Source organism: Amycolatopsis sp. NPDC049159 (assembly GCF_040648295.1).
Taxonomy (GTDB): domain Bacteria; phylum Actinomycetota; class Actinomycetes; order Mycobacteriales; family Pseudonocardiaceae; genus Amycolatopsis; species Amycolatopsis pretoriensis_A.
In genome coordinates this window covers 140,037-163,035 of record NZ_JBEZDL010000010.1, presented here as the reverse complement: position 1 = coordinate 163,035, position 22,999 = coordinate 140,037, and the positions used below count along the sequence as shown (strand labels likewise).

General features: G+C 72.4%; 23 protein-coding genes. 8 read left to right on the top strand and 15 right to left on the bottom strand.

The window, feature by feature from the left end:
- Positions 1-169: 169 nt before the first annotated feature.
- Positions 170-853, bottom strand: a complete 684-nt coding sequence (locus AB0B33_RS20085; RefSeq protein ID WP_360773736.1) for a hypothetical protein — start codon at positions 851-853, stop codon at positions 170-172.
- Between the two features lie 190 nt (positions 854-1,043).
- Here AB0B33_RS20085 and AB0B33_RS20080 point away from each other — a divergent pair, with 190 nt between their 5' ends.
- Entirely contained in the window at positions 1,044-1,217 is a 174-nt protein-coding gene (locus tag AB0B33_RS20080) for a hypothetical protein (protein WP_247019710.1), read from the top strand.
- 178 nt (positions 1,218-1,395) lie between these two features.
- Here the strand turns inward: AB0B33_RS20080 and AB0B33_RS20075 are convergent, their stop codons facing one another.
- Positions 1,396-2,901, bottom strand: a complete 1,506-nt coding sequence (locus AB0B33_RS20075) for an alpha/beta fold hydrolase (protein ID WP_360773733.1) — start codon at positions 2,899-2,901, stop codon at positions 1,396-1,398.
- A gap of 173 nt (positions 2,902-3,074) precedes the next feature.
- Between AB0B33_RS20075 and AB0B33_RS20070 the strand changes: the two genes are divergently transcribed.
- The 5 genes from AB0B33_RS20070 to AB0B33_RS20050 are packed head-to-tail and all read left to right on the top strand — an operon-like array spanning position 3,075 to position 8,343.
- Positions 3,075-3,470: a GntR family transcriptional regulator gene (locus tag AB0B33_RS20070; protein ID WP_160697495.1), complete on the top strand. Its 396-nt coding sequence runs from the start codon at positions 3,075-3,077 to the stop codon at positions 3,468-3,470.
- The gene (locus tag AB0B33_RS20065) at positions 3,467-4,348 is read left to right on the top strand and encodes an ABC transporter ATP-binding protein (protein WP_360773729.1); all 882 of its coding nucleotides are present in this window, start codon (positions 3,467-3,469) and stop codon (positions 4,346-4,348) included. Before AB0B33_RS20070 ends, AB0B33_RS20065 begins: the two co-directional genes overlap by 4 nt.
- Positions 4,345-5,328, top strand: a complete 984-nt coding sequence (locus tag AB0B33_RS20060; RefSeq protein WP_247019705.1) for an ABC transporter permease subunit — start codon at positions 4,345-4,347, stop codon at positions 5,326-5,328. The genes AB0B33_RS20065 and AB0B33_RS20060 overlap by 4 nt, the downstream gene beginning before the upstream one ends.
- Before the next feature lie 19 nt (positions 5,329-5,347).
- Positions 5,348-6,457: an alpha/beta hydrolase gene (locus tag AB0B33_RS20055; protein ID WP_360773726.1), complete on the top strand. Its 1,110-nt coding sequence runs from the start codon at positions 5,348-5,350 to the stop codon at positions 6,455-6,457.
- Complete coding sequence (locus tag AB0B33_RS20050) at positions 6,454-8,343, top strand: esterase (protein WP_360773723.1); 1,890 nt, start codon at positions 6,454-6,456, stop codon at positions 8,341-8,343. The genes AB0B33_RS20055 and AB0B33_RS20050 overlap by 4 nt, the downstream gene beginning before the upstream one ends.
- A gap of 153 nt (positions 8,344-8,496) precedes the next feature.
- Here AB0B33_RS20050 and AB0B33_RS20045 read toward each other — a convergent pair whose 3' ends face one another.
- Together AB0B33_RS20045 and AB0B33_RS20040 are read right to left on the bottom strand one after the other, a co-directional pair.
- Complete coding sequence (locus AB0B33_RS20045) at positions 8,497-8,718, bottom strand: hypothetical protein (RefSeq protein WP_360773720.1); 222 nt, start codon at positions 8,716-8,718, stop codon at positions 8,497-8,499.
- Positions 8,719-8,722: 4 nt separating this feature from the next.
- Entirely contained in the window at positions 8,723-9,259 is a 537-nt protein-coding gene (locus AB0B33_RS20040; RefSeq protein ID WP_247019702.1) for a ferritin, read from the bottom strand.
- A 46-nt stretch (positions 9,260-9,305) separates the two neighbouring features.
- On the opposite strand from AB0B33_RS20040, the gene AB0B33_RS20035 reads away from it, so the two are divergent.
- Positions 9,306-10,064 (top strand): SDR family NAD(P)-dependent oxidoreductase, encoded by a 759-nt coding sequence (locus AB0B33_RS20035; RefSeq protein WP_360773717.1) that lies wholly within the window; start codon positions 9,306-9,308, stop codon positions 10,062-10,064.
- A gap of 31 nt (positions 10,065-10,095) precedes the next feature.
- Positions 10,096-10,713 (top strand): PaaI family thioesterase, encoded by a 618-nt coding sequence (locus AB0B33_RS20030; protein ID WP_360773714.1) that lies wholly within the window; start codon positions 10,096-10,098, stop codon positions 10,711-10,713.
- Between the two features lie 11 nt (positions 10,714-10,724).
- Here the strand turns inward: AB0B33_RS20030 and AB0B33_RS20025 are convergent, their stop codons facing one another.
- The 11 genes from AB0B33_RS20025 to AB0B33_RS19975 form a co-directional block, all read right to left on the bottom strand.
- A complete protein-coding gene (locus tag AB0B33_RS20025) occupies positions 10,725-11,483 on the bottom strand; it encodes an MHYT domain-containing protein (protein WP_247025553.1) in 759 nt (252 codons plus the stop codon).
- An 18-nt stretch (positions 11,484-11,501) separates the two neighbouring features.
- A complete protein-coding gene (locus AB0B33_RS20020; protein ID WP_247019698.1) occupies positions 11,502-12,089 on the bottom strand; it encodes an ATP/GTP-binding protein in 588 nt (195 codons plus the stop codon).
- The gene (locus AB0B33_RS20015; RefSeq protein WP_247019697.1) at positions 12,070-12,447 is read right to left on the bottom strand and encodes a DUF742 domain-containing protein; all 378 of its coding nucleotides are present in this window, start codon (positions 12,445-12,447) and stop codon (positions 12,070-12,072) included. Before AB0B33_RS20015 ends, AB0B33_RS20020 begins: the two co-directional genes overlap by 20 nt.
- Complete coding sequence (locus AB0B33_RS20010) at positions 12,444-12,878, bottom strand: roadblock/LC7 domain-containing protein (protein WP_247019696.1); 435 nt, start codon at positions 12,876-12,878, stop codon at positions 12,444-12,446. Before AB0B33_RS20010 ends, AB0B33_RS20015 begins: the two co-directional genes overlap by 4 nt.
- Positions 12,875-15,019 (bottom strand): ATP-binding protein, encoded by a 2,145-nt coding sequence (locus tag AB0B33_RS20005; protein ID WP_360773710.1) that lies wholly within the window; start codon positions 15,017-15,019, stop codon positions 12,875-12,877. The genes AB0B33_RS20010 and AB0B33_RS20005 overlap by 4 nt, the downstream gene beginning before the upstream one ends.
- A gap of 430 nt (positions 15,020-15,449) precedes the next feature.
- Positions 15,450-16,904, bottom strand: coding sequence for a hypothetical protein (locus AB0B33_RS20000; RefSeq protein ID WP_360773707.1), 1,455 nt, complete (start codon positions 16,902-16,904; stop codon positions 15,450-15,452).
- Between the two features lie 17 nt (positions 16,905-16,921).
- Positions 16,922-18,409: a PKD domain-containing protein gene (locus AB0B33_RS19995; protein ID WP_360773704.1), complete on the bottom strand. Its 1,488-nt coding sequence runs from the start codon at positions 18,407-18,409 to the stop codon at positions 16,922-16,924.
- A 175-nt stretch (positions 18,410-18,584) separates the two neighbouring features.
- Positions 18,585-19,328 (bottom strand): alpha/beta fold hydrolase, encoded by a 744-nt coding sequence (locus AB0B33_RS19990; RefSeq protein ID WP_360773701.1) that lies wholly within the window; start codon positions 19,326-19,328, stop codon positions 18,585-18,587.
- Positions 19,325-20,554, bottom strand: coding sequence for a cytochrome P450 (locus AB0B33_RS19985; RefSeq protein ID WP_360773698.1), 1,230 nt, complete (start codon positions 20,552-20,554; stop codon positions 19,325-19,327). Before AB0B33_RS19985 ends, AB0B33_RS19990 begins: the two co-directional genes overlap by 4 nt.
- Positions 20,551-21,777, bottom strand: coding sequence for a cytochrome P450 (locus AB0B33_RS19980; RefSeq protein ID WP_360773695.1), 1,227 nt, complete (start codon positions 21,775-21,777; stop codon positions 20,551-20,553). The genes AB0B33_RS19985 and AB0B33_RS19980 overlap by 4 nt, the downstream gene beginning before the upstream one ends.
- Complete coding sequence (locus tag AB0B33_RS19975) at positions 21,774-22,994, bottom strand: cytochrome P450 (protein ID WP_360773692.1); 1,221 nt, start codon at positions 22,992-22,994, stop codon at positions 21,774-21,776. Before AB0B33_RS19975 ends, AB0B33_RS19980 begins: the two co-directional genes overlap by 4 nt.
- Positions 22,995-22,999 lie beyond the last annotated feature (5 nt).

The following is a 22,999-nucleotide window of genomic DNA, read 5'->3' as shown; positions in this document are numbered from 1 at the left end:
GACCACAACCCACACCACGAACACGACCGACAGCCCGCACCAAACCAACCAGCCGACCGCCGCTTAGCCGGCCCGCCCCGCGGTCTCGGCCGACCGGATCACCCAGCCACCCGGCCGGTCGCCGAGCCGACACCGGGCCAGGGCACCACGCCCGCCATCGCACGTGCTCTCACCCCACGCGCGCAGGGAAAACCGGGGCCTCCGCGCGCGTCGCCGTCGCCAACGCGCCCGCCGGGCCCGGCAGCTGCAGCGGCAACGACCGGGGCCGGCCCGCCGATCCCCGGCCCCGGCTGGTCGCCACCAGCGAACGAGACCTCAAGTGCCCGTGGCCGTCCGCGCTCAAGCCGTGCCACCGGCGGTCCGAAACCGTCAGCTCCAGATCCGCGCCCGGCCAGGACCCCGCCGCCAGCAGCACCGAGCCCCGGTTGCGGACCCGGCCGGCGAGACGACGCGCCAGCTGAGGCGGGACGCTCCCGGCCAGCGACCGGCCGAGCACCACCAGGTCGAACCCGTCCACCAGCGCCGACACCACCGCCGCCGGCTCGGCCCCGGGGTGCGGCACCAAGGCGATGCGGTCCAGGTCGACGCCGAGTTCCGCGGCCGCGGCCAGGCCCAGCTCCGGCAGGCCCGTGACCGCCGCCCAGGAGCCGTCGCGGGTGGCCGCCGCCACCAAAGCGAGCACCAGGGACGTCGCGCCGCGGACCGACACCGTCGTGCCGCGCCGCAGGGCGCCTCCGGGGAGGAGCCCGGCCAGTGCGGGCAAGACCGTCAGCCGGCCCGCCGGGTCCGGCTCGCCCAGTTGCGCCGCCGTGCGGACCCCCGGGATCCCCGCCAGCGCCTCCGGCACCGCCATCGCCACGCACCTCCAGCACCACGTACTCGCACCGGAGACACCCGCGAACGGAAGCCGCGAGCGAACCCAGGGGAATCATCGAACACTTGTTCGCATAGTGCGAGACGACGGGGCCCCGTGTCAAGCCGGGCTCAACCGATCGGGGCCGGCGGACGTGTAAGCGGTGCCCTCGACCACGGAAGGAACCCTCATGACCGAGAACGCACTGCCGGAGGACCCCGTCGGCCCGCTCGTGCTCCCCCGCTCGTCGAACGTCGCCGACCGCAGCCAGGCGCTGACCGGCCGCCGCGGCCGGCGGGACGTGCTCGGGACGACCACGCCGTCCACCTGGCCCACCATCGGCCTGCAGACACCGGAGGACTGACGCGAGGCTCGTGAACCCCGCCCCGCACCACCCACCTGGGTGACTTCCAGGTGCGGCCGCGCGCACTCGTGGTGGCCGGTGCTGACCGCGCCGGTCGCCGGGGCGCGTCCGAGAAGGTCCGCGGGCACGGCGCGTTCGTGGCAGCGGGCCGCACCGTCGCCGGCGCGGCCCGCCCGCCTCAGCCCGCGAACGGGCTCGCGTCGACGGCGCAGGTCTTGCCCGCGGCCGGGAACGCGCCCGAGATCAGGTAGTCCCGCTTGACCTGCTCGGTGCACGTGCTCGGCACGTACATCGACGAGTGCCCGTACCCCTCGGTCACGAACACCCGGGCACGCGCCAGTTCCGCGGCGCCGTCCCGGGCCCCGGCCAGCGGCGTCGAGGGGTCGTACCGGTTGTTGAGCACCAGGATCTCCGCCGACGTCGGGCGGTTCCACGGGCCGGTGAACCGGTCGGTGTCCTTCGCCCGCCAGAACGCGCAGCTCATCATGTCCAGCACGGCGATCCGGCCGAAGTACGGGACGCGCCGGTCTTCGGATTCGGCGTACCGGCTGTAGATCGCCGGGTCGGTGGGGACATCGCTGTCACTGCACTGGATGGCGTTGAACGCTTCGGTGCGGTTGGACGTGTACGGCTCGCCCGCCTTGAACGCCTGCGAAGCCTGCTGGGCCCGCGGGGCCTCGTAAAGCCGCTGCAGCAGTGCCGCGATGTCCGGCCAGCCGCGCGAGTCCGACAGGTCGGCGGCCGCGTTGATGATCCCGGAATACGTCCAGGTCTCCCCGTCGACGGTGATCGGCGCCTGCTTCGCGCGGGCGGTCAGCGCCGTCCACTTCGCCTTCGGGTCACCCGAGGAGAACGCGCACTTCGGGCCGGCTTCGGTGCACAGGCGCAGGAACTGGTCGAACGTCCGGGAAATCCCGGTGGCGACGTCCTGGCGGGTGTCCAGCGGGACGGTCTTGCCGGCCCCGTCGTGGCCGGTCGCGTTGCCGGCGAAGTCCATCGTGCCGTCGAACACCATCGCGCGGATCCGGTTCGGGAACAGGTTCGCGTAGGTGGCGCCGAGCTGGGTGCCGTAGGAAATGCCGTGGTAGGTCAGCTTCGGGTCGCCGACCGCGCGGCGCAGCATTTCCAGGTCCCGCGCGGTGTTCGCCGTCGAGACGTGCTCCAGGACCGGGCCGGCCTTGGCCGCACAGCGGTCCGCCAGTTCCTCGGACTTGGCGTAGAAGGCCGAATTGCCACTCGGGTCGCCGGGCATCTCCGGGAAGGAGCCGAAGAAGGACTCCTGCTCGGCGAGGGTGTCGAAGCAGCGCACCGCGGTGCTGGCGCCGATCCCGCGCGGGTCCCACGAGACGACGTCGAACCGCGCGCGCAGCTCGGCGGAGAACAGCCACGGCCACTTGCCGCGCTCCCGCAGCCGCTGCAGGCCGGACGCGCCCGGGCCGCCGAAGTTGACGAACAGCGTGCCGATCCTGCGCGCGGGATCGGTGGCGGGTTCCTTGATGAGCGCGAGGTCGATCTTCGCACCGGCCGGGCGGTCGTAGTCCAGCGGCACCTTCGCCGTGGCGCATCGGAAGCCGTCCTGGCAATCGGTCCAGCTCAGCTGCGGCGTGGGAACGCTGTCGACGGAGGCGGAGGCCACCGCGGGCACCGCCAGTGCGACCCCGAGCGCGACGACCAAGCCGCGCACGAAGCCTCCCCCAGTGAGACGACGCAAAGGAAGTCCTTTCGAAGAACGGAAACGATCACCTCCCCAGACGGGTGAGGGGGCGGTGAGGTTGGCCGGGCCCCCGGAAAAGATCAGTGGCGCGGACTTGTGCTGCATGTCTATAGTACTAGGCAACTAGATAAATGGAGTTGCCGATGATCGAGTTCCACCTGGACGCGAGGTCCGGCCTGTCGCCGTACCAGCAGCTGGTCCAGCAGGTGCGGCACGCGCTGCGCCTCGGCCTGCTGGACGAGGGGGATCAGCTCCCGAAGGTCAAGGACGTGGTCGCTTCCCTCGCGATCAACCCGAACACCGTGCTGAAGGCCTACCGGGAGCTGGAGCACGACGGGCTCGTCTCCGCCCGGCCCGGCGTCGGCACCTTCGTCACCGCCACGCTGAACGGCGGTGCGTCGTTCGCCGTGCTCGGGCCACTGCGGCAGGACCTGCGCCGCTGGCTGGGCAAGGCGCGCAAGGCCGGTCTCGACGAAGAGAGCATCGAGGCCCTGTTGATGTCCACGTTTCGCGACTCCGCCAGAGAGGACATAGCGTGAGCGTCCTGCGTGCCCGGGGACTGGGCAAGAAGTACAAGCGCACCTGGGCGTTGTCCGGCTGCACCCTGGAAATCGAGCCCGGCCACGTGACCGGGCTGGTCGGGCCGAACGGGGCCGGCAAGTCGACGTTGCTGAACATCGCGTCCGGCATGCTCGAGCCGACCACCGGCACGATCGAGGTGTGCGGCGGGGTGCCCGGCAGCGGACCGGACCAGCTGGCGAAAGTCGGTTACGTCGCCCAGAACACGCCGGTCTACGCCGGGCTGAGCATCGAAGAGCACCTGCGGCTCGGCGCGCACCTGAACCCGCGCTGGGACACCTCGCTCGCCGAAAAGCGCATCGAACGCCTGGGGCTCGACCCGAAGCAGCACGCCGGGAAGCTGTCCGGCGGGCAGCGCGCCCAGCTGGCGCTGACGATCGGCATCGCCAAGCGGCCCGAGCTGCTGCTGCTCGACGAACCGGTCGCCGCGCTGGATCCGCTGGCGCGGCGGGAGTTCCTGCAGGACCTGATGGAAGCCGTCGCCGAGCACGAGTTGTCCGTGGTGATGTCCTCGCACCTGGTCAACGACCTGGAACGGGTCTGCGACCACCTCATCGTGCTCGTCGATTCGCAGGTGCGGGTGATCGGCGAAGTCGAGCACCTGCTGGCCACGCACCACCGGCTCTCCGGGCCGCGGCGGGACGTCGAAACGCTGCCCGCGGACCAGCACGTCATCTCCGCGAAGCACACCGACCGGCAGACCACCGTGCTCGTCCGCACCGAGGCGCCGATCCTCGATCCCGTGTGGACGGTCGCGCGGATCGGCCTCGAAGACCTCGTCCTCGAGTACATGAGCAACCCCGCCGCCGCCCGACCCGCCCTGGAGGTCCTGCGATGACCTGGCTGACCTGGCGCCAGTTCCGCGCCCCCGCGCTGTCCGTGTTCGCCGTGCTGCTCGTGATCGGCATCGTGCTCGCGATCACCGGCCCGGAGCTGGTCGGGCGCACGAACTTCTCCGACCAGGACGCCCTCTTCGGCGGGACGATCCTGGTGCTCTACCTGCTGCCGGCGGCGATCGGCGTGTTCTGGGGCGTCCCGCTGATCACGCGCGAGCTGGAAAGCGGCACGCACAACCTCGTGTGGAACCAGACCGTCACGCGAAAGCGGTGGCTCACCACCAAACTCGGCTTCGGCCTGCTCGTCGCGATGGTCGCGGCCGGCCTGCTCGGCTGGGCGGTGTCGTGGTGGGCCAGCCCGATCGACGCGCTCGCGGCCGCGCAGACCGACCGCGGGATGCTCTCGCGCATCGCGCCGGTCGTGTTCGGCGCGCGCGGCATCGCCCCGATCGGTTACGCGGCTTTCGCGCTCGCGCTCGGTGTCGCGGTCGGGATGCTGCTGAAGCGGACGGTGGCCGCGATGGCCGTCACGCTCGCCGTGCTCGCCGCCGTGCTGCTCCTGGTGCCGAACTTCGTGCGGCCGTACCTGATCCCGCCGCAGACGATGACGGTCGCGATCGTCGGCGAGGACATCACGAACATCACCGGCGACGACACCCAGGGGATCCTGGAGATCGGCGTGCGCAACCCGGCCGGAGCGTGGGTGCTGGCGAACGAAACCGTGGACCCGGCGGGCACCGTCGCCTCCCCGCTGCCGTCGTTCGTGCAGAACTGCGCCCCGCGGCCCGGCCAGGGCCCGCCGGAGCGCGGCAGCATGGAAGCGTGCATGTCGCAGCTGGGGCAGCACGGCTACCAGCAGCGCCTCACCTACCAGCCCGGCTCGCGGTTCTGGCCGCTGCAGTGGCTCGAACTCGCGCTCTACCTCGCGATGACCGCGCTGCTCACCTGGTTCTGCTTCCGTCGTCTCCGCCACCTCTCCTGATCCGGTTCCTGGGGGAATCATGCGCACACTCGCGGTGGCCACCGCCTTGACCCTGACGCTGTCCGCGGCACCCGCCGAGGCGAGCACCACGCCCCACCTGCCCCGCCCGACGGGTCACGAGCCCGTCGGTGTCACTTCACTGTCCCTCAAGGACACTTCGCGGTCTGATCCGTGGGTACCGTCGGTGCCCTACCGGGAACTGATGGTCTCCCTGTTCTACCCGGCGACCTCGGCGAACGGGCCCACGAAGCAGTACATGACGCCGCTGGAATCCGAACGCAACCTCGAACGGGAGAACATCCCCGGGCTGCCGCTGGACGTCCTGAGCACCGTCCGGACGAACGCCGTCGTCGACGCGCGGCCGGCCGGGCGGTGGCACGGCCTGCCGCTGGTCGTGCTGTCGCCGGGGTGGACCCAGCCCCGCGCCACGCTCACCGCGCTGGCCGAGGAACTCGCCGGCCGCGGGTACGCCGTGGCGGCGATCGACCACACCTACGAAAACCGCGCGACCACCTTCCCGGACGGGCACGTCACCGGCTGCGCCGCGTGCGAAGCCGACGACCAGCCCGGCTTCTGGGAGAAGTTCACGCGGGTCCGGTCGAAGGACACGTCGTTCGTGCTCGACGAGCTGCTGCGCTCGAAGAAGTGGGGCGCGCTCATCGACCCGGCGCGGATCGGCATGACCGGGCACTCGGCGGGCGGCGCGGTCACGACGCAGGCGATGCTGGCCGACCCGCGGATCCGCGCCGGCGCCGACATCGACGGCAGCGTCCACGTGCCGCTGCCGTCGTCCGGACTGGCGAGGCCGTTCCTGTTCCTCGGCAGCATGGACGGCTACACGCCGGGGCAGCAGGGACCGTACGACGACTGGGAAACCGACTGGACCCACCTCACCGGGTGGAAGCGCTGGCTCATGGTGTCCGGCACGGTGCACCAGTCGTTCACCGACCTCGGGGTGCTCGCCGCGCAACTCGGCGTCGACCTCGGCGCGTCGATCGACGCCGAGCGCGCGCTGGCCGTCACGCGGACCTACGTAAGCGCTTTCTTCGACCAGCACCTGCGCTGCCGCCCGCAGCCCCTGCTGGCCGCGCCGTCGCCCGCCTACCCGGAAGTGACGTTCATCGGATGAAGAGCCTCATGGTGATCACCGCGCTCGCCCTCACGCTGTCCGCACCCGCCGCATCGGCGGCTCCGGCGCCCGCACTGGCGAAACCGACCGGCGACCGGCCGGTGGGCACGGCTGCCCTGGCGCGGGGCGACCTGTTCTACCCGGCGGTTTCCGCATCGGGCAAGCGGAAGCAGTTCATGACCGGAGCGGAGGCGAAAGCCGCCCTCGCGGAAGCCGGGGTCACCACGATCCCGCCGTCGGCGCTCACCGCGGTCCGCACCGACGCGTTCGTCGACGCGCGTCCGGCCGGGCGGCACCTGCCGCTGGTCGTCCTCTCCTCCGGCGCCGAACTGACCTCGCTCGCCGAGGAGCTGGCGAGCCACGGCACCGTCGTCGCGGTGACCGGCCGGACCGCGGACGTCCCGGCCGTGCTGGATTCGCTGCTGCGCTCGAAGTGGGCACCGCTGATCGACCCGTCCCGGATCGGGCTGGCCGGGCGCGCGAACACCATCGACGCGGTGGCGGCCGATCCGCGGGTCGGGGCCGGGCTCGACCTCGACGGCACCACGGACGGCCCGCCGCCCGCGCTCGACCGGCCGTTCCTCTTCCTGGGCACGGAAGCGCGGCAACCGGACTGGAACCGGCTGACGGGCTGGAAGCGCTCTCTCGTCGTGGCGGGGACGGTCTCCGCGTCGTTCACCGACCTCGGCTTGATCGGCGAACAGCTCGGCGTCGGCTTCGGCGCGACGACACCGGCCGCGCGCGTCCAGGCCGTCGCCGCCGCGTACGTCCGGGCGTTCTTCGACGAGCACCTGAGCGGCGAACCCCAGCCCTTGCCGGCCCAGCCGTCCGCGCGGTACCCGGAAGTGGGCTTCGCGCGGACGTCGACGCCGTACCTGCCCGCGCCGACCGGGGACCGGCCGGTGGGCAGCACTTCGGTGTACCTCAAGGACACTTCGCGGCCTGACCCGTGGGTGCCGTCGGTGCCCTACCGCGAGCTGATGGTCACGCTGTTCTACCCGGCGGCGGCCTCGACCGGCCCGAAGACGCAGTACCTCACGCCGGCGGAATCCGCGGCCCTGCTCGAGGGCAGCGGCCTGGACGTGCCGCCGGACCTGCTCACGACGATGGTGACGAACTCCGTGGCCGACGCCCGGCCGGGCGGGCGGCACCTGCCGCTGGTCGTCCTGTCCCCCGGCTACACCAAGCCGCGCGCCACGCTCTCCGCGCTCGCCGAGGACCTGGCGAGCCACGGCTACGCGGTCGCGGTCATCGGCCACACCTACGAAAACAGCGGGCAGAGCATGCCCGGCGGGCGGTTCGCCGGGTGCGCGTCGTGCGAAGTGCCGCACGACAGCGCTTTCTGGCGGAAGCTGGTGCTCGGCCGGGCCGCCGACGTGTCGTTCGTGCTGGACTCGCTGACGCGCTCGAAGTGGGGGTCACTGATCGACGCGTCCCGGATCGGCATGGCCGGGCACTCCGTCGGCGGAGCCAGCTCGTTGCCCACGATGGTCGCCGACGCCCGGGTGCGGGCCGGGATGGACATCGACGGCACCACCGAGGTCCCGCTCACCGCGCCCGGCCTGGACCGGCCGTTCATGTTCGTGAGCCACCAGCTCGCGGCCACGGCGTGCGCGCCGGGCAACGAGCCGTGGGAACGGGACTGGGCGCAGCTGACCGGCTGGAAGCGCTGGGCGGAGGTGGCGGGCACGCAGCACGCGTCCTTCACCGACGTCGGTCTGCTGGCGGACGAGTTCGGCATCGACATGGGCGCCACGACGGGTGGCGTGCGCACGCAGGCCATCACCCGGGCCTACGTCAACGCCTTCTTCGACCAGCACCTGCGCGGCGAGCCGCGGCCACTGCTCGACCGGCCGGGGTTCCCGGAAGTTTCCTTCTGCCACTGAAGGAAAAGGCGGAAGCGGCATCGCCCGGGGGGATGCCGCTTCCGCCGGGTCCTCGGTGGACGGACGGATCGCCGAACGCGACGCGGGGCAGCTGCCCGGCCAGCCGGCGGCGCGCGGCCTCGCTGCCGTCGTAGAACCAGCCGAGCAGCTTGCTCAGCACCGCCGCAGGATCGGGCGCGCCCAGCGGTTGCGGTGCTCGTAGGCGGCGATGACCTCCGCCGCTTCGGCCTCGCCGAGCACCCGGTGCCGCGGCGCGAACCGCCGGGTGCCGACGACGACCTCGACCGGCGGCCGGGCCTCGATGTTGCGGTACCAGTCCGACGCGGGACCCAGCCCGGCGACGCACGACCCGCCCCCGGCGACACCCGTGCTCACGCCGTCAGAGCTTGCCGCCCGCCACCGGGGGCATGTCCGGGGCGTCCTCGGCCTCGGTCGCCGCCTCGCGGTAGAGGTGGTTCTCGACCTCGAACAAGTTGTCGCCGGCCCGCTCGACGACCGCCAGCAGTGTCGTCATCTGGGCGACCTCCTCGACCTGCTCCTTGAGGAACCAGCCCATGAACTGCTCGCCGAGGTAGTCCTCCTCGGCGCGCGCGGCCTTCGCCATCGCCTCGATGTCCGTGGTGACCGCGCGCTCCTGCTGCAGGGCCAGCTCGATCACCTCGTGCACGCTCGAGAAGTCGTTCCGGACGTCGCCGGTGCCCGGGATCGCCACCGGGTGGTCGCGGTCGAGCAGGTAGCGCACCATCGCCAGCGCGTGGTTCCGCTCCTCGATCGCCTGCCGGTAGAAGCGTTTGGCCAGCCGCGGCAGGTCACGCGCGTCCAGCCAGACGGCGAGCGCGATGTACTGCTGGGCGGCGGTGAACTCGTGGCGGATCTGGGTCCGCAGCAGCTCGGCGAACTTCTGGGTCTTGGCCATGCCCACAAGGTACGACGGACCGGGGCGCGGATCTACGATCGAGGCGATGAGCAGCGCACTCGATCTCTCCGGCACGATCACCTGCGTCACCGGCGCGTCCGGGGGCATCGGGCGCGGCATCGCGCTCCGGTTCGCCGAGGCGGGCAGCGCGGTGGCCGTGCACCACCGGCGTCCCGGCGCCGCGGACGACGTCGTCGAGGCGATCGAAGCCGCCGGTGGGCGGGCCCGCGCGTTCGCCGCCGAGCTCACCGACGACACCGCCTGCCACGCCCTGCTCGACGCCGTCGCGGAGTGGGGCGGGCGGCTCGACGCGCTGGTCAACAACGCCGGCGTCCAGCCGGTCGAACCCCTTGCCGACATCACGGCCGAGCGCTGGCGGGCGATGCTGGACGCGACCCTGACCAGCGCGTTCTCCTGCACCCAGGCGGCGGCCCGGCTGCTGGGCGAGGGCGGGAGCGTCACGCACGTGGCGTCGATCGAGGCCCGGCAGCCCGCACCGGGGCACGTCCACTACAGCGCGGCGAAGGCGGCGCTGGTCGTGCACGCGCGCGGCGCGGCGCTGGAGTACGGGCCGCGCGGGATCCGCGTCAACACGGTGTCGCCGGGGCTGATCGACCGGCCGGGACTCGCGCGGGACTGGCCCGAGGGCGTCGAGCGCTGGCAGCGCTCGGCCCCGCTCGGCCGCCTGGGCACCCCGGCCGACGTCGGCAACGCGTGCGTCTTCCTGGCCTCCCCGCTGGCGTCCTTCGTGACCGGCCACGACCTGGTCGTCGACGGCGGCGTCACCGCCCGCCCGACCTGGTAACCTGAAACACGTTCTAGTTTCAGGGGGTGCGATGACCTTCCCGGTGGTCGACGGCGTTCCGCCCGGGCGTGCCCTGCTCGGCACCCGGATCCGCGAGCTGATCGAAGCCTCGGTGCGCGTGCGCGACGACGAAGCCGACCTGGCCGCGGCGGCGCGCCGGGTCGAAGCGGTGACCACGGCCCTGCGCGCGGCCGGGGAGGCGCCGCCGTTGCTGCTGGCCGCCCTCGAAGGCGGCGGGCACCTGAGCGTCAACAACCCCCTGGAAGGGCCCGGGAACCCGCTGGCCCCGCCGCTGGCCTGGGTCGCCGTCGGCCCGGAGTCGGTGCGGGCCGAGGTGCTGCTCGGCGCCGCGCACGAAGGGCCGCCCGGCCGGGTCCACGGCGGCTGGGTGGCGGCGGTCCTCGACCACGTCCTCGGCCGCGCCACGGCGGCCGCGGGCTACCCGGGGATGACGGCCTCGCTGACGGTCGACTACCACCGCGGCACGCCGTACGCGGTCCCGCTCGTCGCCGAGGGCCGGCTCGTCCGCCGTGACGGGCGGAAGCTGCACGCGTCGGGCACGCTGCGTGCGGGGGACGAGGTCTGCGCGACGGCGACGGCGATCCTGGTGCACTTCAGCGCGGACCGCTTCCCGGTGCCCACGGACTGATTCAAGGCCGCTCAGGACCCGACCGTCGTGTGCCGTGGTGCCTCCGAACTCGACGTCGCCATCAGCACCGCGCAGATCGGGACCGCCATCGCCAGCGCCGCCAGCACGAACACCGGGAACAGGAACGAGAACACCTCCGTGCCCGACGGGTCCGGCGCCGCCGGGTCCAGGTTCAGGCGGACCGCCGCCATGCCCGTGTAGTGCATGCCCGTCACCGCCGCGCCCATCACCAGGCCCGCGGCCAGGCGGGGCAGGAGCTTGTCCAGGCCGACCGTGAACCACAGGGCCGCCGTCGCCGCGACCACCGCGATGAGGACCGACAGCACCACCAGCGTCGGGTCGTAGCCGATCGTGCCCTTGACCTGGACCGCCCACATGCCCGTGTAGTGCATCACCGCCACCGCGAGGCCGGTGAGCAGGCCGCCCAGGAGCAGGCGGCGCCAGGCGAAGCGGTTGCGGACGCCGAACACCAGCAGGCCGCAGAACACCGCCACCACCGAGAGGAGCGCCGACACCGCCGTGCGGAGGATGTCGTAGCGCACCGGCATCCCCGGGGTCGAAAAGCCGAGCATCGCGATGAAGTGCATGACCCAGATGCCGACGCCGCCGATGGACAGCGCCGCGAGGCCCAGCCACGTCAGCCGGACGCGCGGGTTGTCGGTCGAACGCGCCTGCAGCGTGCAGGCGAGCCCGAGGGCGCACCCCACCACCGATGTCAGGTAGGCGAGCACCACGAGCCAGTGCCCCATCGCGAAATCGTCGTGGTTCATGGGCATTCCGGGCTCCTGTCAGGCTTTCCGCGATCGTGGTGAGTGGTGCTCGGCGAGCGCGTGCTCGGCCGCGGCGATGAGGATCCGCTTCGTGGACTCCGGGGAGCGCGCGTCGCAGGTGACGACCTCCACCGCCGCCGGGACCTTGAGGGCTTCGCGCACCTGCGCGGGCGGGTGCTGGCGGGTGTCCTCGAACTGGTTGATGGCCACCAGGAACGGCAGGCCGCGGGATTCGAAGAAGTCGATCGACGCGAACGAGTCCGCCAGCCGGCGCGTGTCGACCAGGACGATCGCGGCCACCGCGCCGCAGACCAGGTCGTCCCACATGAACCAGAACCGGTGCTGGCCCGGCGTGCCGAAGACGTAGAGGATCAGGTCCTCGGCGAGGGTGAGCCTGCCGAAGTCCATCGCGACCGTCGTCGCGACCTTCCCGGGCACCGCTTCGACCCGGTCGACGCCGACCGCCGCCGACGTCATCAGCGCTTCGGTGCGCAGCGGGTCGATTTCCGAGACGGCGCCGACGAACGTCGTCTTCCCGGCCCCGAAGCCGCCCGCGACGACGATCTTGGCCGACGTGATCAGTTTGTCAGAGTGCACGTAGTCCACTGAGGACCCTTTCGAGCAGGTCGTTGCGTTCGTCCCAGGAGGCGTCCGCGGTGAGCGTGTCGCGGATGGACACCTGGCCGGCGCTGAGCAGGTCGCCGATGAGCACCCTGGCCACCCCGAGCGGCACGCCGAGGTGGGCCGCGACCTCGGCCACCGAACGCTTGTGCAGGCACAGCTCCATCACCGCGGCCAGGGGGTTGGTCGGGCTGAAGGACGCGGTGCGGCCTTCCGCCGTCGTCTCGACGAGGGCTTCCACCGCCAGGTCGACCTTCGGCCGCGTGCGACCGGCGGTCCAGGCGTAGGGGCGGGCCAGCGACGCCGCGTGCCGCCCGCCCTCGCGTCGCCGGCCGTCGGTCACCGGGCCGCTCCCGGCGAGGCCGCCGGCCGCGCCGGGGTCTCGACCACCTTCCCAACCCGGTCCACCAGCAACGTCATCTCGTAGCCGACCAGCCCGATGTCGCAGCCCGGGTTGGCCAGCACGACCAGGTTCGAGCCGTCCCCGACGTTCATCAGCAGCAGAAATCCTTGCTCCATCTCGATCACCGACTGCACGACGCGGCCGGCGGTGAACAGGTCGGCCGTGCCGAGCGCGAGGCTGGCGAGCCCGGACGCGATCGCCGAGAGCTGGTCGCCGCGGTCGCGCGGCAGGGTGTCGTTCGCCGCCACGAGCAGCCCGTCCGCCGAGACGAGCGCCGCGTGCGCCACCCCGGGCACCTCCTGGGTGAACGCCGACACCAGCCAGTTCCGGGACCCGTCGGTCACTTCCGTTCCTTCCTGCCGGGTACTCATCGCTGCTCCGCGTCCGGCTCGGCCGAGACCCGGTGGCGGGCCGCGCGCATACCGCTGTAGTGCCGGGAAAGGTTGCTCCGCACCGCCGCCGGGTCGCGGAAGGACGGGTCGCCCTGCTGCGGGTGGCGCGGGGCGGCCGAGCCCGGGGCCAGCTGCGCGCCGGGCTGCCGGGCCGGCAGGCCCGAGTCGGTGAACTCGGGCTCGCCGACGGTCCCGACCGCGGCTTCGGCGGCCTGCCGCACCTGGTCGGCGGGGCTCGCCCAGCCCGCCGGGCGCGCCGCTTCCGGCGGGGTTTCGGCGAACCAGTGCGACAGCATCTGGTCGAAGATCGGGGTCGGCGGGTCCGCCGGTGGCGCGGGGCCGGGTTCTTCGGCGGGCCACCGGGGTTCGAGCTCGGGCCGCGCGGTGCCGTTGACGGCCGGGAGCAGCGCGAGCGGGCCGGGCCGGGCCGGCAGGTCGACCAGGACCAGCACACCGGGCACGTGCACGCTGGCGGTGATGCCGGCGCTCGCGGTCCGCGTGGTCGTCGGCCGCAGCCGGACGGTGATCCCGTGCGAGGCGGCCAGCCTGCTCACCACGAACAGGCCCATCCGGCGGGTGGTCTCCGGGCTCACCGACGCGCCGGCGGCCAGCCGGGCGTTGGCCGCTTCGAGGTCTTCGCGGGTCATGCCGAGACCGACGTCGACGACCTCGACGAGCACGCCGCCGTCGAAGCCGCGGTCGGCGGTGAGCACGACCTGCTCCCCCGGCGGCGACGACCGGATGGCGTTCTCCAGCAGCTCCGCGAGGATGTGCACGATGTCGGCCGCGGCTTCGGCCTGCACCGAGCCGCGCGGGGCGTTGCCGAGGGTGATGCGCTGGTAGTCCTTGACCTCCGACGTCGCCGCCCGCAGCAGCTCGACCGTCGCCACCGGGCCGGTTTCCCGCCGCACCGGCCGGCCACCGGCGAGGACCTGCAGGTTTTCGCCGTTGCGCCGCAGCCGCGTGGCGATGTGGTCGATCTGGAACAGCTCGGCCAGCCGCTGCGGGTCCTGCTCGTCGGCTTCGAGGTCCTCGATCACCGAAAGCTGCAGCTCCACCAGCGACTGGCTGCGCCGCGACAGCGTCATGAACATCTCGCTGACCTGGATCCGCATCTCGGCCTGCTCGCCGACGGCGAGCCGGACCGCCTGCCGGTGCATGTCGTCGAAGGCGCGGGCGAGCTGGCCGACCTCCTCCTCCGAGTCGACCGGCAGCGGCGGGGTCGCCCGCCAGTCGACGTCCTCGCCGCCCCGGATGCGTTCGATGGTGCCGGGCAGCCGTCGGCGCGCGGTGTCCAGCGCGGCCGCGTGCAGCCGCCGGATCGGGGCCACGACCGACCGGGCGACGGCGAGCGCGATGGCGAGGGCCCAGAGCAGGGCCGCGAGCACCAGCGCGGCGTCTCGCAGCGCGTCCGAGCGGGCGAAGTTGGTCTGCACGCCGACCGCGTCCGAAAGCGTTTTCACCTGTTCGGCCAGCACGGTGCCGAGCACCGCGCGCTTCGCGGCGGGGCCGCCGGCACCCGGGCTGGTCGCCGCGGCGAACCGGGCCGCCGCCGCGCCCGCCGGCGTCACGCGGCGGATCTGACCGGTGAGCACGGCCTCTTCGGACGCGGCGCGCTCGGCCACCGCGGCGCCACCGGGGTCGCCCGCCACGGCTTCTTGGACGGCGAGCACGGTCCTCAGCTGCACCAACGCCGCGCTGAGGCTCGCCGACGCGCCGAGATCGGCATTCCCGGCTTGGCCGACAACGCCGGGGATCACTTCGCCGAGCACGACCGTGAAGTCGTGGTAAGCGGCGGTTTTGGCGGCCGCGGAACCGGTCTGCTGGCGCAGCTCGGCCAATTTACCGAGCTGATCTTCCAATGCGCCGGCGAGTTGCGGGGTGAGCTGCGAAAATGCGGCGTCCCGGCGCACCGACGCGGCTTTCCCGTCGACGGCGGCGGTCTGCGCGGCGGCACCGTCGTGGATCATCTCGTCGTCGACGAGCCCGGCGAGTTCGGAAATCCCTTGCACGACGGGCATTTGGTCGCGCACGGCGCTGAGCCCGCCGGCCCGGGCGAGTTCGCCCTGCACCCGGGCCCCGGCCAGCAGCAAGGCGACCAGGACGGGCAGCAGCAGCACGACGGAGATCTTGGTGCGCAGCCCCCAGTCACCCGGATTCCAGGAGGGGGCGGAACGACGTGGGTCTTCTTTCATCGGTGGCGTGGCTCGATTCGTACCGGTGGCCCGAGAACGATTTCCGGTTCCTTTTCCGCGGAATTCAGGCGGTGACATAACTCCGGCAGGACCGGTGCTGTCAAGGAACGCGAGCCGTTTCCCCCGTACGCATCAGCTACACAGGGTGAACTTCCACCGCGCGGCTTTTTACCCTTGCGGAGGGTGAGAACGATTCGAAGGATGCACGGGGTTCCCTGCGAGGTAGGTGAATTTCCGCCTTGGCGGGACGAGGGGCCCCGCCAAGGCGAAAGTGGACTCGGCCGGCGCACACCGCCGACCGGCCACGGACCGTGGTCACCTCACCCGGGCGCCGGCAAGCGCCCGGGCGGGGGACTCAGCTCGCGCGGACCTTGGTGACGCCGGTCAGCCGGTTGTCCACCGGGTGGGCGTCGCCGTCGTAACGGCCCTCGAGCGTGGCCGTCACCTCGAACTCCGCCTGGCCCGCCGCCGCGTCGGCCGGCGTGTACGAATACGCGAACGGGAACTCCACCCGGCCGCCCGCCGGCACGAACTGGGTCAGCGTGCCGACCTCCTCGAAGTACCCGCTCTCGCCCTTCTTGCGCAGCGAGACGACGACCTTCTCGTCGTAGCGGTTGTTCACCACGGACACCTTGACCGGCTTCGTCTGCCCCGCACGCGCCTGCGCGGGCAGGGACAGCCCGGTCAGCGTGACGTCGTGCGTCTCGACGTGCACCACCTGGCTGCCGGTCCCCGAGCGCCCGTCGTCGGTCGTCGCGCTGATCTCCAGGCGGTAGTCGCCGTCCGCGGCGTAGCGGTGCGTCAGCGCGGCGTTCGACGTGAGCGCCACCGACGTGCCGTCGCCGAACTTCAGCTCACCGCTGACCAGCGGGCGGCCGAGGTGGTCGCCCGCGTTCGGGAACATCTGGATGTCGTCGAACACCGAATTCACCCCGGAGTACAGGTACACGTTGGGCGTCAACGCCGGCGCGGTCGTCAGGCGGATGTCGTACGGGGACGCGCCGTCGGCGTCGGTGGCCACCCGGAGCCAGTACTGCCGGCCGGCCTCCGCCGTGAAGACCACGCGCTTGGTGCCGTCCAGCTCCCCCGCGCAGTCCACTTCGGACAGTTCCGGGCCGCGGTACACCGCGACCGACGGCGTCCGGCCGCCCCGCCGCTCCACGCTGATCGGCCGGGTGCGGTCCGGTGTGTACCGGTACCACACCGAGTGGTCGGCCTCGGGATCGCAGCTCGCCGTCACCTCGCCCGGCTCGCTCGTGGACCGCGAAAGGTCACCCGAGAACGTCCCCGGCAGCGTCGCCACCGCGGCCGCCGCGAAGTCGTCGTTCGCCTCCCGCGGGACGCTGGAAAGGTCCAGCGTGGCCACCTGGCCGGCGCCGGCGTACGGCTTGAACACCATGATGTGGTACGTCTGCCCGGCGGTGACCGGGAACGTCACCGACGGCCCGGAGTTCCACTCCGCACAGGCGCCGGGCACCTGCGACAACGCCCCGCGCGAGCCGGTGTAGACCGCGATGAACGGCAACTGGCCGGCGCCCGTGGGCAGGGCCCGGACGAACCCGTCGGCGGACGCGGTGTAGTCGTACCACGCGCTCGTCGCGATCCAGGCGTAGCACGAGGTCGGGTCGTCGGCGGCCTTCGTCCCTTCGCCGAAGTCCTGGGTGGCCCGGAAGGGCAGGGCGGTGACGGTGGTGGCGGTGTCGAAATCGTCGTTGGCCGGAGTGTCGGCGTGCGCGGTGGCCGGTGCCACCAGTGCGGCCGCGACGGCCAGGCCGGCGACCAGCAGGCGCCGGAAAGCGGTGGTCCTCATTCTGTTCCCCCCAGTGTTCAGACGGCGGTGATGCGCGTGGCGGCCGGCTTGACGGTCGTGGCGATGGCGATCACTTCGTTGTCCGCCGGCCGGGCGTCGCGGATCGGGTAGTCCAGCGAGACGCTCGCTCGGAAGGTGACCTTGCCGTCCGCCAGGTCCTCCGGGGTGAAGGTGTAGGCGAACGGGAACCGCACGGTCTTGGTGGGCCGCGCGGGCACGGTCAGGGTGAGCGTGGCGACCTGCCGCCAGGAGGTCCCGTCGTTGCGGGACAGCACGACCGTCGCCGTTTCGGCGTAGCGGGTGTTGCTGACGTCGACCGAAATGGGCTTGCTGACGCCCACGCGGGCCGCGGTGGGCACGGTGAACTTGGCGATCCCGACGTCGTGCGTGGTCACCGTGACGAGCGTCGTCTTGGTGGCCGTGCGGCCGTCCGGCGACGTCGCGTGCATGGTGACGGTGTACGTGCCGTCGGTGGCGTAGTGGTGGGAGACGGGCGCGGTGCCGGCCGGGGCCGTGGCGCCGTCGCCGAAGTCCCAGTCGGCGTTCATCGGCCGGTCGATCTCGTTCCAGGAGTCCGCGGAGAACGAAACGGTGTCGTAGACCGTCGGGTACGACGGCGACTGGGAGATCGACGGGTCCAGCGCCGGCGCGTCGGCCAGGGACAGCGTGACGGGCTCGTACGAACTGGCCGGCCCGGTCACGCGGACGTAGTAGGTCGTGCCGGTGGCGGCGCGGAACGCGGTCGGCTGCCCGTACGAGTCGTTCTTGCAGGCCACCTGCTTCAGCTCCGGCAGGCTGCTCCCGGTGTAGACCGAGAGGGCCGAGCCGTACCCGGTGGTCCGCGCGGTGACCGACTTCGCCTCGCCGGTGTTGGTGTAGGCGTACCAGACCGACGGGGCGAGGTTGGCCTCGGACTGGCAGGTCGACTCCGGGTCGTCGGCTTCGTAGGAGGCGACCGAGAAGTCCGGCTGCGCGGAGAACGGCAGCGACGGCACGGGCTGCGCGTTCGCGAAGTCGTCGTTGGCCGCGGCCGGGACGGAGTCCAGCTTCAGCGACAGCGCGCCGCCCGGGACGTCGTAGCCGGAGATCATGATGGAGTACGTGGTGCCGGCCTTCGCCAGGAACGTCGCGTCCGCGCCGATGCCGCAGCCGTTGTCGACGCCGCGGAGCGCGCCCCGGGTCCCGGTGTGGACCGCGAGGATCATCTCCGGGGCGCTGCCCTTGGTCGAGGCGCGCAGGTACCCGTCCGCGGTGGCCGTGTACCGGAACCAGACGGACGCCCGGACGTCGGACGACTGGCACCAGGACGGGTCGTCGACCGCCCGGGTGGCCTCGCTCGTGTCCTGCTGCGCGGTGAACGGCAGCGCGGTGATCACCGTCGCCTGGTCGAAGTCGTCGTCGGACGGTGGCGCCGCGTGCGCGACCCCCGGTACGAGCAGCGCGAACGCCGCGGTGAGCGCGGTGGCCAAGGCGATCCGGCCGCGCGATCGCAAGGAAAGCAGCACGAGTCATCCCCCCAGATGTGTCCCGTCCCCACACTCGCGGTGGGGATCCCCGCGGGGCACATCGACGAAAGGGGGCCCGGTGTGACCGATCCGGCCGGAAATAGCCCGGACGTCGCAACCGCGCTACTCCGAGTAGACCGCGGGGGGCGGACCACCCGCACCCCGCGGTCCGCTCTCAGGCGGGGACCCGGCCCAGCCGGTCGGCCATCGTCCGCAGCACGGCGTCCTGGTGGCGGGTCAGGAAGAAGTGGCCACCCGGCAGCGGCACCAGCTCGAAGCCGCCGGCGGTGTGCTCCGCCCAGGCGGAGACCTCGTCCACCGACGCCACCGGGTCCTCGGTGCCGGTGAACGCCACCACCGGCGTCGCCAGCCGGACGCCCGGCGGGTGCCGGTAGGTCTCCACCGCGCGGTAGTCGTTGCGCAGCACCGGCAGGATCATCCGGACCACCTCGTCGTCGCCGAGGAGGTCCGCCTCCGTGCCGCTCAGGCGGCGCACCTCGGCCAGCACCCCCTCGTCGGAGCGGGTGTGGACGCGGTCGTCGCGGTACCGGTCGGGCGCGCGGCGGCCGGAGACGAACAGCACCACCGGCGCCGGGCCGCCGGCCTCCAGCCGCCGCGTGACCTCGTACGCGACCATCGCGCCCATGCTGTGCCCGAACAGCGCCAGCGGCCGCTCGTCGAGCCCCCGCAGCAGGGTGGCGATCTCGTCGGCGAGCCCTTCGACGGTGGGCACGAACGGTTCCTTCCGCCGGTCCTGCCGCCCCGGGTACTGCACGGACAGGACTTCGACGTCCGGGGCGAGCGCCCGCGACACCGGGAAGTAGAACGACGCCGAACCGCCGGCGTGCGGCAGGCACACCAGCCGCGCCTTCGCCGCCGGTGCCTCGTGGAACCGGCGGAACCAGCGGTCCGCGGTCACCACGTGACCGGGAGCTCGGCGACGCGGTGGACGCCCAGCCCGCCCGGCGGCACCTCCTCCGACGGGACCGCCAGCCGCAGGCCGGGGAGCCGGGTGAACAGCGTCGAGAAGACGACCTCGAGCGCGGCCGTCGCGAAGTTCATCGCGACGCACTGGTGCGGCCCGTGGCCGAAGGTCAGGTGCGTCTTGTGGTCGCGGCGCAGGTCGAGCTCGTGCGGCGCCGGGAACGCTTCGGGGTCGCGGTTGACCGCCGGCGTGGCCAGGATGACGCCCTCGCCCGCGCGGACGGTCCGGCCGCCGATCTCGATGTCCTCGGTGGCCAGGCGCGAAATGATGTCGCCCGCCGAGATGTAGCGCAGCAGCTCCTCCACCGCGCGCGGGGCCGCGCCCGCCGGGTCGGCGCGCAGGACGTCCGCCTGCGCCGGGTTGTCCAGCACCGCGAACGCGCCCAGCGAGATCATCGTCATCGTGGACTCGTTGCCCGACACCGTGACCAGCATCGCCGAGTTGAGCAGCTGCTGGAAGCCGATCTCTTCGGGCCGCTCGTCGAAGCTGGTGACCATGTGCGTGGCCAGGTCGTCGGCCGGCTCGGCGCGCTTGCGCTCGAAGAGCTTGGTGTAGAAGTCGGACAGCGTGTAGATCGCCGGCACCATCATGTCCGGCCGGGTCGCCAGGTACTGGACGTGCTCGGTGTAGACCGCGCGGTCCTCCTCCGGCACGCCGAACAGCTCCGCCATCATCATCGACGGGAACGGCACCGCGAACGCCGAGACGAGGTCCGCACCGGGGCCGTCGGCCAGCATGCCGTCGATCAGCTCGTCGACGATCTTCTGGATCTTCGGGCGCATCGCCTTGGCCTGGCGCAGCGTGAAGCTCGGGATCACCAGCTTGCGCTGGGCGTTGTGCTCCGGGTCGTCGAGCTGCGCGAACGTCAGCGCGTCACCCTCGGGCACCGGCTGCGGCATGCCGGTGCCGGGCATGATCTTGGCGTTGTTCGGGAAGTCCGGGTGCGAACGGGCGGCCGAGAGCCGCGGGTCCGACAGCAGCGCGCGGGCTTCCGCGTAGCCGGTGACGACCCAGGCCCGCTTGCCGTCGACGAGCTCCACTTCGGACAGCGGTGCGTTCTCGTGCAGCTCCGCGTACGCGGCGGGCGGGTGGTACGGGCACTTGCCGCGCGGCAGCGGGAACGACGGCACCCCGGTCGCGGTGTCGAGGGTTTCGGTCACGGGAGATCTCTCCGATCGGTGGGGGTGGTGCTGACGACCAGCGGAACCCGCTTCGGTCCGAACAGCAGGTGGGATTCCTGGTACTCGACGACGCCGTCGACCGTCCACAGCGGAACGTGGTCGAACAGCGCGTTCAGCGCACCGGTCAGCTCGACGCGCGCGAGCATCGCGCCGAGGCAGAAGTGGATGCCGTGCCCGAACGTCAGGTGGCGGTTCGGGCTGCGGCGGATGTCGAACACGTCCGGGGCGTCGAACACGGCGTCGTCGTGGTTGGCCGAGAGCATCCACGGCACGACGACCGCGCCCGCCGGGATCCCGTGCCCGGCGACCTCGGTGTCCACCGTGGTGTAGCGCTGCAGCCGCGTGGACGGCGGCCGGCAGCGCAGCACTTCTTCGACCGCGCCCGGGATCAGCGCGCGGTCGGCCCGCAGCGCGGCCTGCGCTTCCGGGTGCTCGGCCAGCAGCACGAGGGCGTGGCCGAGCACCGCGGCGGTGGTGAGGTGCCCGGCCTGCAGGATCTGCACGGCCAGGCTCGCCACCTCCGGATCGGCCAGCCGCTCGCCGTCCAGCCGCGCGCGCACCAGGTCCGAGATCAACCCCGGCCCCGGTTCGGCGCGCCGGCGCGCGCACAGCTGCAGCAGGTAGCCCATCAGCTCGAGGAACGGGCCGCCCAGCGCGCTGTCCGCCGCCGCCCGCACCGCGGCTTCGTCGGTGAGGTCCGGCGGCTCGATCGCCATGATCTGCTCGACCAGCGACCGGAACGCGCCCGCGTCGGCGGCCGGGATGCCGAACAGCTCGGCGATCATCGTCGCGGGCAGCTCGACCGTGAAGTGCTCGACCGCGTCGAAGCCGCCTTCCGGCGCGCGGGCGAGCAGGCCCTCGGCGATCTCGGTGACCCGCGGGCCGAGGTCGCGCATCTTGCGCGGGGTGAACGCCTGCGCCGCCAGCCGCCGCAGCTTGCCGTGCTGCGGCGGGTCGGCGACGAGCATCATCCCCTCGGTCATGTTCGGCACGTCCTCGGGCAGCACCCGCGCCGGGTTGCTGGAGAACGTGGCCGGGTCCTTGGTGACGCGCTCGACGTCGGCGTGGGAGAAGACGTGGTGCGCCCCGGACGCGTCGACGTGCACCCCTCCGTCCTCCCGCTTGCGCCGCAGCCAGGCGAGCTGCTCGCCCAGGCCGAACCGCGCCGACGGGACGTCCTCGGTGGACAGTGCGCTGGTCACGCCCGCCGCACCCGCACCCGGACGCTCTTCGGCGTGAACAGCTCGCTTTCGTAGAACTCGACCGGCTCGCCGGTCAGGACCTCGATCGAGGAGTACCGGCGCAGCAGGGCTTCGATGCCGAACTTCGCCTCGGTCTTGGCCAGCGCCGCGCCGAAGCAGTAGTGGATGCCGTGGCCGAAGGTGAGGTTGCGGGCGGCACCGCGGTCGATGTCGAAGGCGTCCGGGTTCGCGAACACCTTTTCGTCGTGGTTGGCCGACAGCAGCGACAGGAAGACCATGCTCTTCGCCGGGATGGCGACGCCGCCGAGCTCGGTGTCGGTGGTGGTGAACCGCTGCAGGCGCGGCACCGGCGGGGTGAACCGCAGTGCCTCGTCGACGGCAGCCGGGATCAGCGCCGGGTCGGCGCGCAGGCGCGCCTCGACGCCCGGGTGCTCGCCCAGCCGCAGCACGAAGTTCGCCAGCACCGACGCCGACGTGATGTGCCCGGCCTGCAGCAGCTGGATGGCGAGGTTGACGGCTTCGTGGTCGGCGAGCCGCTCACCGTCCACTTCGGCCTGGAGCAGGTCGCTGATGAAGCCGTCACGCGGGTTCGCACGCAGCTCCGCGCACAAGCCGGCCATGTACTGCTGCATCTGGACGAGCGGGCCGAACATGGCCGCCTGCATGGCGGCGTCCATCTCGGCGGCGTCGTTCGGGTTCGGCACGGTGACCTGGAGCAGTGCCTCGGTCCAGGCGATGAACTGCGGCAGGTCGGTCTTCGGGATGCCGAGCAGCTCCGACACCACGACCAGCGGCAGGTACTGCGAGAACGCCGTGACGAAGTCGAACTCGTCGCCGGGCGCGGCGTCGAGCAGCTCCTCGGCGATCTGCGCGATGCGGTCGTTGAGGTCCTTGACGCGCTTCGGGGTGAACGCGGCGCTGGCGATCCGGCGGACCTTGGTGTGCGCGGGCGGGTCCATCACCGCGAGCATGCCGGCGGACAGCTCGGCGGCGGCCTGCGGCATCACGTGCGACGGGTCGCTGGAGAACGTGCCGGGGTCGGCCAGCGCCTGCTGCACCTCGGCGTAGGTGAACACGTGGTGCATGCCGAACGGGTCGCGCAGCACCGGGTTGGCCGCACGCATCCGGCCCAGCCACGGCAGCGTGTCCGACAGTCCATAACGGACGGACGGCGGCAGCAGCGCCGGGTCGATCTGCGGCATGACGAAGTCGGTCATTTTCT